At 40.6% G+C, this 1081-nt stretch carries 1 protein-coding gene; it reads right to left on the reverse strand.

All coding sequences use genetic code 11. The annotated features are described in order from the left end of the window. Nucleotides 1-678 precede the first annotated feature (678 nt). Nucleotides 679-1011, reverse strand: coding sequence for a hypothetical protein (locus ACKLNX_RS00005; protein ID WP_412970756.1), 333 nt, complete (start codon nt 1009-1011; stop codon nt 679-681). Nucleotides 1012-1081 lie beyond the last annotated feature (70 nt).

Here is a 1081-nt window from a genome sequence, read left to right on the forward strand (position 1 = left end):
CTTTGACTGAAACAACAACTGAATTATCCTGGCGAAGACCAAACAGCAAATGCGCGCGCACCCGAAAACAACTTATTAAAAACCGTTGAGAGTGACTCTTGAAAGAACGAGCATGAACTGAACTTTCGCGACGAGAACTTAAGTATGTTAGCGAAAACGAAACAGCGGCTGCTCGCGAACATGGAATCCACCGTCTTATTGTTGAAGGGTTCACAATTACAAACGTCGAGCTTGTGAATATATTGATGAGGCAATAACCAGACAACGGCAGCGCGCGAACCACGGATAGGAAACACTAACGAAGTACCGCTTTTGGACTTACTCCGCTTTTTAGTTTCTTGTGTTAACCATAACACCCCGCATAGAGGGCAAGTTTACGGGTGCAGCTCTTGAGCGAAGCGAAATGCGCCCGTAAAGTTGTCCCAGCGACCGAAGGGAGTGAACTGATGCGATTGTTAGGTAGCCGGAATTTATTACGATTTTGATACAACAATCCATGTCCCTCTGCGTTAACCATTTAGGTAAAAATAACACTCGTTTGAACTCAAAACAACAATCGATGCTGACCAGCGAAGACCAAACAACGAATGCTCGCGAACCCGAAATAAACTCATTAAAAGCAGATGAGCGTGACTCTTGAAAGAACGAGCTTACCACTCAATTAAAATAGCCTTGATACTAATTATTGTAATCCCTGCAAAGTCGATAAAAACCAATCACTAGAGATACAAAAAACAACGTTGGTAGATAGTAAACAAAAAGCTCTATTAGATCTAAGCTTTCACCGCCTTTACTATTAAAAACTAACGCCGCAATAATTTCAGAAACCAATAAACACAAAATAGAATAGAAAATAATACGAGTAGAGGAGTTATCTGTTTGCCTAAAGTGCTTGAAAGAAACAAAGAGAGCAAATAGAACGCAGATTAATGAAATCAGGCCACTGCCTAAAAAAAAGAAATATTCCAACAAGGTATAACCATACATTTCTTGAATTATTTTACCGAACATTTCCACTCTATTTAGTCCTCATACCTAACACCCCGCATAGAGGGCAAGTTTATGGGTGCAGCTTTTGAGC

Origin of the sequence: Glaciecola sp. MF2-115, assembly GCF_047250385.1 — a bacterium.
Lineage (GTDB): Bacteria > Pseudomonadota > Gammaproteobacteria > Enterobacterales > Alteromonadaceae > Glaciecola.